Annotated in this window: 8 protein-coding genes; all 8 read right to left on the bottom strand. The window is 31.5% G+C overall.

Going from position 1 to position 8,955, the window contains the following annotated elements; all coding sequences use genetic code 11:
* Nucleotides 1–203: 203 nt before the first annotated feature.
* The 8 genes from ACY2RU_RS17240 to ACY2RU_RS17275 all read right to left on the bottom strand — a co-directional run bounded on the left by ACY2RU_RS17240 (nt 204) and on the right by ACY2RU_RS17275 (nt 8,667).
* A complete protein-coding gene (locus ACY2RU_RS17240; protein ID WP_490139729.1) occupies nt 204–800 on the bottom strand; it encodes a hypothetical protein in 597 nt (198 codons plus the stop codon).
* A 230-nt stretch (nt 801–1,030) separates the two neighbouring features.
* Nucleotides 1,031–2,101 carry a ligand-binding sensor domain-containing protein gene (locus ACY2RU_RS17245; RefSeq protein WP_490139730.1) on the bottom strand — a complete coding sequence of 357 codons (1,071 nt, stop codon included), beginning with the start codon at nt 2,099–2,101 and terminating at the stop codon, nt 1,031–1,033.
* Nucleotides 2,102–2,442: 341 nt separating this feature from the next.
* Nucleotides 2,443–2,910: a hypothetical protein gene (locus ACY2RU_RS17250; RefSeq protein WP_490139731.1), complete on the bottom strand. Its 468-nt coding sequence runs from the start codon at nt 2,908–2,910 to the stop codon at nt 2,443–2,445.
* 374 nt (nt 2,911–3,284) lie between these two features.
* Nucleotides 3,285–3,932, bottom strand: a complete 648-nt coding sequence (locus ACY2RU_RS17255) for a hypothetical protein (protein ID WP_490139732.1) — start codon at nt 3,930–3,932, stop codon at nt 3,285–3,287.
* Nucleotides 3,932–4,630, bottom strand: a complete 699-nt coding sequence (locus ACY2RU_RS17260) for a PleD family two-component system response regulator (protein ID WP_490139733.1) — start codon at nt 4,628–4,630, stop codon at nt 3,932–3,934. Before ACY2RU_RS17260 ends, ACY2RU_RS17255 begins: the two co-directional genes overlap by 1 nt.
* Nucleotides 4,627–7,227, bottom strand: a complete 2,601-nt coding sequence (locus ACY2RU_RS17265; RefSeq protein WP_490139734.1) for an ATP-binding protein — start codon at nt 7,225–7,227, stop codon at nt 4,627–4,629. Before ACY2RU_RS17265 ends, ACY2RU_RS17260 begins: the two co-directional genes overlap by 4 nt.
* Nucleotides 7,227–8,456 (bottom strand): DNA cytosine methyltransferase, encoded by a 1,230-nt coding sequence (locus tag ACY2RU_RS17270; protein ID WP_490139735.1) that lies wholly within the window; start codon nt 8,454–8,456, stop codon nt 7,227–7,229. Before ACY2RU_RS17270 ends, ACY2RU_RS17265 begins: the two co-directional genes overlap by 1 nt.
* 1 nt (nt 8,457) lies before the next feature.
* Complete coding sequence (locus tag ACY2RU_RS17275; RefSeq protein ID WP_490139736.1) at nt 8,458–8,667, bottom strand: helix-turn-helix transcriptional regulator; 210 nt, start codon at nt 8,665–8,667, stop codon at nt 8,458–8,460.
* Between the last annotated feature and the right edge of the window lie 288 nt (nt 8,668–8,955).

Here is an 8,955-nt window from a genome sequence, read left to right on the forward strand (position 1 = left end):
TGACCAGTGGCGGACCTTGGCAAGCTGTGGCTCAAACAGTTTTGCGGAGCAAAAGCTGGCAGCCGCGTCGCGGCGTGCGATTCAGCAGCCACGGCGAAGCCGTTTACTGGTTTATTCGGTTTTGATAAATTTACAACAAAAAGTAGGAATTCAAATTCAATAACCCATTTAGCCATTGGTTATATACGTTGTTGTGCACCGTATTAGTTCCACCAGCTTTTCGGCTCTTTATGATATTCAGTTAATATTTTATCTATTTCTATTTCTGTCAATTCTAATTGGTTTTCGAATCCAATTGGCGGTGGCGGACTAGTCTTATCAATATATAGAACAAACTCAATTAAGTATTCACTTATTGACAGTTGAAATTCGGTACATCCTGCCTGATATATAACCTTATGTTCTTTATCGGAAATAGCTTTAAGAATTAAATCTGACTTTTTATGAAAATCTTCATTAAACATCAATCCTTCGTAGCCTGTTGCTTTAATATTTCCATTTGGATAATCAATTAATTTTAAAAGTTCAGATTTTGTAGCTGTTTTCATTATCCAATTTCGACAATCATATTGTCGGGGTTTTTGATTCGCAATTCCTACAACTCCATTTGAAATGCTTCTATGTTCAATCACTTGAACACTATCACGAATTTGATCACGAATTCCGTTCCAATTATATGACCAACTCTTCTCATAAAAAGATAAAAAAATGAACAAAACGCCTAATCCAACTATGGTAATTATCGGAAGTACAACTGTATAACTATTACGTTTTTTAATATGTCGTCTGGTTCTTGTCATATGGTGCACAACGTGTTTGTATAATGCCAGTGGCGGTTCTTGGCTCGCTGTGGCTCAACCAAATTTGCGGTAGCAAATGTTGGCAGCGGCGTCGACGCGTGCGACTCGGAAGCCACTGCAAAGCCGTTTGGCGATGTATTCGGTTTTAAAGATAGTTTATTTGTAGGAACTCAAATTCGATAAGCAACAAACCCGCCATTGGCTTTATACGTTGTTAGCCTTTCGTTATTTTAATTCCAAGGTCCGTTTGTCGTCACATTTTTTGTTTTTCCGTCTTTGTCAATTCTGTATAAACCACCTGCACAACCAAACCAAATATTTTCTTCTTTATCTTTCAAAATATCCATTATCGGAACAGGAACTTTATAATTTATGAACTTACTGTTTGTGTATTTGTAAGCACCATTACTAATTGTACTAAACCATAAATCGTTTGAATTGTCTTTATAAATTGAGTAAACATCATTTTCACTTAATCCGTCAATTTTCGAAAAATGAATGATTTTATCTCCATCATATTTATTCAATCCACCTTTTCCAAATCGTTTTTCGGTTTCCGCATTATCTTTTTCTGCTACTCTTGTTCCAATCCAAATGTTTCCATCTTTATCTTCTACAATAGATTGAACATTATTTGAGTTTAATCCTTCTTTTGTAGTGATGTGAACAAATGAATCTCCGTTAAATTTACTTGCTCCGTAACCATCTCTTCCGAACCAAATATTTCCAGTTGAATCTTCTGTGATAGAGGTTATCCAATCTTTGGTGTCAGGATTGATTTGAGTTTCTACTTTAGGGTAAGGAATAGGGAAATGCTCAAATTCAGTTCCGTCAAACTTGCAAACTCCTCCCCAAGTTCCAATCCAAAATTTCCCTTTGCTGTCGATAAATAAATTACTTATCATATTGTTGCAAAGTCCATCTTTTTCTGAATAATTTGTAAATAATTTTCCATCAAATTTCGATATTCCTGAACCAGTTCCGAACCATAAATTCCCCGAATTATCTTCAATTACATCTACAATTCGATTACTTGGTAATCCATCATTTGTGGTCAAGTAAACTAATTTGTTTCCGTCATATTTCGCCACTCCTTTTTCTAAAGTTTGAAACCAAAAATTCTCTTTAGAGTCTTGAAATACTCCAACATATTCTCCAATTTGTGAATCTACTTTTTTTGGTAGCTCGTTAATAGTGTTATCATTTTTCTTATTTGAGTTAGATTGCCCCCTACAAGAAGTTACAAAAGAGGTAACCAAAACTAATAAACAGATTTTTGAAAATAAATAGGATTGTTTCATTTGTGTTTTTTTCAAACTTAAGTCTAAAGATGCTCTTTGGGCTTTATCAAATGTAAAATTGTGTCAAAAAAGTGTAAAATTTATTTTATGTTCAAGTGTTGGTTATAATGAAGGCTAACGTGTTTGTATAATGCCAGTGGCGTTTCTTGGCTCGCTGTGGCTCAACCAAATTTGCGGTAGCAAATGTTGGCAGCGGCGTCGACGCGTAAGACTCGGAAGCCACAGCGAAGCCGTTTACGGGTTTTATCCGATTTAAAGATACTTAATTATTTGTACGAAAAACAATTCATTAACCAACTTCGCCATTGGCTTTATACGGTGTTGGCATTTCGTTACGTTCACTAATTCATTTCACGATAATTTCCATTACTTACATTCGCTATCCGTTTTTCAAATTCGTCTATTAAAGCTTTATATAATTTTATTGTTGGTTCAACTACTTGTGTCCAATTGTCAAATTCTAAATGATAGTTGCTTTCAATACTCCAGAAGTCATTCAATTCACAAGTAATTAGTGGGCTGAAATTTTCTTTTTCCGCTATTTTGCTTAGCTGGTTTAATGAACTGCTCTGTTCAAGAAAATATTTAATGTTTTCATTCTCCGTTTTTATTTTGAATCTACTTTTTCTTCTGCGAAATAAATTTGTAATGTGAGAAATTGAAGATATTTCAAAAGCAATGGGCTGAAGTGTTTTGTTTAATTTGCAATTTATGTTTCCTACAAATGAAGTTCCCGTTTGGTTTAGAATAGAAATTTCGTTGTCTTTATATTTAAATTTAACTAAGAAAATTACATTGGGACTATGCATACCTCCTCCGATAGCGACATCTTTATCTTCAAAATAAAATTTTCCATTTTCTGTGTCAGCTAAATTTCGAAAGAATGTTTTAAGTGTTTTAATGTTTTTAATTTTTTACAGATTTCTTAGTAATGAATGCCAACGGTCTCGTATATGAAAAGTAGCGGTTTTTTATGCACTAATTTTTCAGTTTATGACTGACCTTTATTTTATGTTTTTGCTTTCGTTTTAGCACTTACTCAGCTATTTTTTATATACATTGTTACCTGGCTGGCTTTTCTTTCCGCAAACTTGCTAGCGTTGGCAAAGACAAACTCTTTTGCAATTTTTGGTGTAGCGTTGGCTAGTGCGAATTGTAAATGTGTATGGCTTTTAGCGTTGGCTCAGTATATAACCATATCATTTTTCATATTGAATAATAAATCGGCTAAATTTCTATTATCTTCTTCAAGAATTGCTTTATTTATTCTTTTATTTAAGTGTAAGTTTAAATAATCCTTTAAAAATATAAAGTCTTTAGATTCATCTTTAAAGTATTCTAGTAAACTTAATATTACAGTCTCATTTATTGCTTGTTTAAAGAGTTCAATAGTGTCTAATGTAATTCCTTCATTAGCAAGTTTTTTATCATTTTTAACCTCTTCAATTTCTGTTGGTAAAGGACCAAAACCGATAGCTTTATTAGTTTTAGCAATACGAAATGAGCTTTTTATTAAACTGGCGGAATCACAAGCAAGTAAAAATAAATTCTGGTTTTTGAAAATTCCCATTTCATTTCTTTTTACCAAAGGTTGCTTTGGAAAATCATCAAGTAATTCACCACCGTAAATTTGGTCGTCCTGACCGTGTCCTAAAAATAGTATTGTGGTATTTTCTGGAAGGTTAGCTATATTGTCAAGACAACTTTTGTATGAATCTGTGTTAGGATGAATTTCAATTAATTCAAAATCAATGGAATTAGATTTTAAGCTATCTACAATATCAAACAGAAAATTTGTTGAGGGGTCAACCGAAATAATAACTATTATCATTAATCCTCGAATTTATTTAAATCAATTAAATGAGCTATAGTTAGCTCAACCAAATTTTTCTGAAAGTCGATTCCATTTGGCAAATCTTTATCGATTTCGTGTGCTATGTCTGAAAGTTTTTTTCCTTTAAACTTTGGATAGACACTGTTAAAAACTAAGTCCGGGTATTTTTCTAAAAATTTTATCAGATGATCTTTATGTTTATATATTTCTTTAGGAGCAACAGTTAGTTTTGTTAACTCTTCAGGTATCCTATCTCTATCTATAAATTCATCAATTTTTAGCTTTATCAAGCTTTTGACTTTTTTTGGTGTGTCAAATGTTTTTGCAACTTTATCCTGTTCAGATGAATAAAGACAAAACTTAGCTCGTCTTAATCTATATTTTTTTGAAGTACATTCGTTTTTAATCCATTTAAGTAATTCGAAGCCATCTAAATTCTTGTCTTTAAAATCATAATCTGAAGCAACTATATCAAAATTCTCATTCATAAAGTTATCATTAACATAAGATTGAATTTTGGCCTTGTCAAGTATTACTCTTCCTGTAGATTCATCTCTTTTCTTGTAATGATCGTTGCTTAAATCTAAAAAAGTTTCATCAAGGTCAAAACCAACATTTTTAAGTTTTTTCCTTAGATTATCTATTTGAGAATTTATCTTATTATCATCTATATATAATAACCGTACTACACTCATATTGTATTGAAAATAAGTTTAAAAGAGGCTCCAGATAATTTTAAGTTATTACCTATAAAGTCAATCTCAGAATTCATATCATTTAAAAGGTTCTTTGTGTAGAATAACCCTATTCCAGACCCATTCATTCCGTTTGTAGGAATATCACGCACAGAGAGCTCAAAAATGCGTTTGTGTTTGTCTAAAAATTTATTAGATAAACCATCACCATCATCCGAAAAAATCAATTCTAATTGTTTATCGCTTGTGTTGTTAAACTCAATCAGAATATTTTCTGCTCCCCATTTGATAGAATTGCTTATTAGATTATCAAGTATGATTGATAAATTTAAGACACTAATATTTTTGTTTAGGTATGAATTGTTAACCTTAAATTCAAATGATATCTTATCAGAAAATGTTTCACCGTATAACGAAATATATTCCTGAATATATGATACTAAATCAACGTCCTTTTTTTCGATATCTTCTTTGAGGTCTGATCTAGTAACAAACTCGGCCATTTTTAAAGAGCGTTCGGCATTGAGTTTTAGGAAACCTAGTCTCTCAATTAGGTTGTTTATATCGAAATCATCTTCTGTTAAGTCGTCAATTATATTATCAATACCATCTCTTATTTCGATATTATTGATTTTTATAGTATGAATTAGCCCATCTGCATCAGGACTTAAAGTTCTTCTTGTTGCAAGAAGGTACAAGTTTTTTTCTTTTTCAATGGATAAATCTACTTCTGCTTTCTCAGCTTTATCTTTATATTCTTTGGCGGTCTTTTCAGCGCTCTGCTTTTGATTTTTTAAATCATCTAATTCATATTGAAGTTTTTCTATTAGTATAGTTTGTTCCTCAACAGTCTTTTTGTAATTCTGTAACTCTAGAATTGCTTTTGTAGTAGCTTCATTGGTCGAATATTTAGCAAATTCTTTGAGTTGTTTTTCTAATTCGGCATTTTGTTCAGCCTTACGTTGTAAAATTCGACCCAAAGTTTCCGAGTCAATTTTTTTATTGTCAAAATCTTCAATTAACTGTTGAAATTCTCTTTCGGACTTTTGCCTTTCTTCTTCAATCTTTTGTGTAATTAAATTTTCATTGATATATAATTCTATTACGTCATTAACTCTTGCAGATATTATTGAATGTATCGCACCATATGTTCTTCTTTGCTTTGTCTGGTCGTCTTCACGAAAAATCAATTCATTTTCTGTCGCTTTTCCCGAAATGATTTTTTGTTCAATTTCTTTAAACTGAGGGTCTTTATTATCATAAATAGAGCTATCCCAATTAAGTCCTTCTACTACATATCTTTCAAGTCTTCTATGTGCTTTATAATAGAAACTATCATTTCTTTCAGAATTAGTTAAATCTTTGTAATTATCATTTCTTACAATTCCTTCTCTACTGGATATGATTTGGAAATCATTTAACTCATCAAGAATTTCAATTTGACCAATTATATCTCTAAGACCCAGAAAGCTTCTTGTTTTTTGTGCTTTTCTTTGATCTAATCCCAGCCAATCATTTCCTACATCTCCATATGGTGAAATTCTAAATCCATTAATAAACAGAAATATAGATCCATAATTAACTGATTGTATTCCAGTTTGTTTAGTGAAAAAAGCTTTAGCGTATGGATTTAAGTAATAGATAGAGATCTTTACATTCTTAATCGAAGGATAGTATGGGTTTTTTTCTTTTAGCCAAAAAATCGTATCACCTTTATCTTTAAGTTCTGTATAGATAATTTTACCTCCATCTTGAGTTCTAGTTTCAATACTAGTTGATTTGAAATCCAATTTATCAAAAATTCGATTTTCTACTTTACCAATGAATTTTTCATATTCATTTCTTAAGTCATTCTCTTTTATAAACTCAGGTGTACTAATATAAATACCGAAATCATCATTTTGAAATGCTTGATTAGGATTGATAAGTTTTTCTAAATACTTTTTTAAGTCAACGAACTTTTCTGTATCCCATTTTATGGTATTTCCACTTTTGTCTTTAATTGGATACGCCCAAGAACTTCTTAACTTTATAACTTCTAATAGTACACCATTATCAAAGGCTTTAAAACCAAGATTTTCAATTTCATTTTTTGATAGATATTGAAATTTTAAAGGTATAGATTGAATCTCCTTTTTTTCATCTTCAATTTCGAATAACTTCCAATCTATACTAAGTTTTAAATATTTGTTATTATCTTTTGTTTTCGCATATAGATTGAGATATTCGCCAAGGCGGTCACAAGAAAATCTTCCAACCCCTTTGGCTCCAGCCATTCTTCTATTATGTTGTTTTTTGTTAGATTTTTTTTCTGAATAAGCTATGTTCAACCATTTATCTTGGATGTCTTCTAGATCCATCCCTAAACCATCATCTTGAATAATTAATCTAGATGTTTTGTTCGAAAATGATTGTGTAAGCTCATCATCATTATTCTTGAGGTTTAGATAAGTTACATTAACTCTTTTTGCATCTGCATCAAAAGAATTTTTCACCAATTCAAGAATTGCGATATTGTCATCATTGATAAGGTCTTTACCAATTATACTTTTTAACTGGACATTAGTTTTAAAATGTAATTCGTTGGGATTTGTCATTAGCTAATTAGTTTGTTTAAAACCAATCCGCTTTGTTCACCGAAAAGAGGTGGTATCGCATTGCCTATTTGTGAATATCTAGGAACTTCTTGTGTTCTTCTCTTACCTCCAGTTGTATATTTACCCTTAAATTCATACCAATCATTAAAAGATTGTATTCTAGCATATTCTCGAACTGTGAAAATTCTTGGCTCACAATAATGCACATAATCGTCTGGTAAAGTAGTGATTGTTGGAGTAGGAGTACTTCCAGACAAAGGTATTATAGTTCTCTTTTTGAGATTAAATCGTTCTTTAATTTCATCAGATAATGTTTTGTTTTTATCTGCATTTTCAAGTATGTATTCAAATTTTTCAATTGTAGAAGGATTGTGGTTTGCAAATCTGTGACTATCAGGTATTTTTCCTGAATAGTTTCCTTTCAAGAGTTTTTGATATTTTGATTTAGGTTTATTATAAAAACCTGTTTTGAAAGAAGCAGTATCTGGTGATGTTGTTTCATTAATTCTTAATAAATCAGATATTGCATCTTCCAAACTATTTGTTAGACCAATCCCTTTATTTACTAAGAATTTTTCTCTTTCGTTTCTTATTGAATCAAAAAAGTATGTCGGTTTTGTGTTGTTAGCAATGTCTTTTCTAATTCCTACTAAAATGAAACGGGTTCTTTTTTGCGGAACACCATATTCTGAAAAATCAACAAGACGACCTTCTACTTTATAACCTAAATATTTTTCGTCTTTTGGAGTATATTCTAATGCATTTTTTACATATTCCGAATACACTTTTCCTTGAATTTTATTTTTGTCAAATTTTTGAGTAAAACCTTTTACATTCTCAAAAAAGATAACTTTTGGTTGTACTTGACGAATGAATTTTATGTATGATTTTATTAATTTATTTCGTAAATCATTCTCATTTCTTTTTCCAGCCGTAGAAAAACCTTGACAAGGTGGTCCACCAGCAACCATATCGATTTTACCTCTTAATGATTTGAGCTCATTTGGATAATTCTTGATTATTGCATTAATATCATGGTTGGATTTTGGTAACCAATTTGGCCAATCAAAATGATTATTATTTTCAATTAAATTATGGTTAAAAGTTTCAAATGCGTCAGGACTTTTTTCAATTGCAAACAGTCCTTTCCATAAGCCAGAATTATAAAGACCGAGTGAAAGACCACCACAACCTGCAAATAGGTCAATATATGTTTTCTTTTCGTTCATATTAATTCTCAGAATTATTAGTTGAATAAAGTAAATCTCTGATGTCTATTTCCAATGCATTTGCAACTCTAAGCAAATTCTCCAAAGATGGTTGTCGCGCATTTGTGCACCATTGAGAAACAGTAGATTCATCTTTACCTATTTGTTCTGCTAACCATTTGTTCTTTCTCCTGGTTTCGGCAAGAGCAACTTTAATCCTGTTGATTTCCACTTTAGCCAATTTATTTGTGTTTTACGCAAATATATTAACTTATTTTTAATAATATTTACATTTAAGAAGATATTTTCAGTCGGGTGGTGGTGGGGAAAGGCAAGCTCTTTTTATTTTGTGAGGCACGAGCAAAATGAAATGTGCTTGACTGTGCGGTTGGCTCTTTTTTCAGCTTGCAGGTAACGTGTTTGTATAATGCCAGTGGCGTTTCTTGGCTCGCTGTGGCTCAACCAAATTTGCGGACGCAAATGTTGGCAGCGGCGTCGACGCGTGCGACTCGGAAGCCAT

This window comes from Ulvibacter sp. 2305UL32-6, from assembly GCF_058148545.1.

Bases quoted from the DNA above. Each gene is read 5' to 3' on its own strand.
- ACY2RU_RS17260 (WP_490139733.1), bottom strand. From the start codon at position 4,630: ATGAGTGTAGTACGGTTATTATATATAGATGATAATAAGATAAATTCT.
- ACY2RU_RS17240 (WP_490139729.1), bottom strand. From the start codon at position 800: ATGACAAGAACCAGACGACATATTAAAAAACGTAATAGTTATACAGTT.
- ACY2RU_RS17255 (WP_490139732.1), bottom strand. From the start codon at position 3,932: ATGATAATAGTTATTATTTCGGTTGACCCCTCAACAAATTTTCTGTTT.
- ACY2RU_RS17270 (WP_490139735.1), bottom strand. From the start codon at position 8,456: ATGAACGAAAAGAAAACATATATTGACCTATTTGCAGGTTGTGGTGGT.
- ACY2RU_RS17250 (WP_490139731.1), bottom strand. From the start codon at position 2,910: ATGCATAGTCCCAATGTAATTTTCTTAGTTAAATTTAAATATAAAGAC.
- ACY2RU_RS17245 (WP_490139730.1), bottom strand. From the start codon at position 2,101: ATGAAACAATCCTATTTATTTTCAAAAATCTGTTTATTAGTTTTGGTT.
- ACY2RU_RS17265 (WP_490139734.1), bottom strand. From the start codon at position 7,227: ATGACAAATCCCAACGAATTACATTTTAAAACTAATGTCCAGTTAAAA.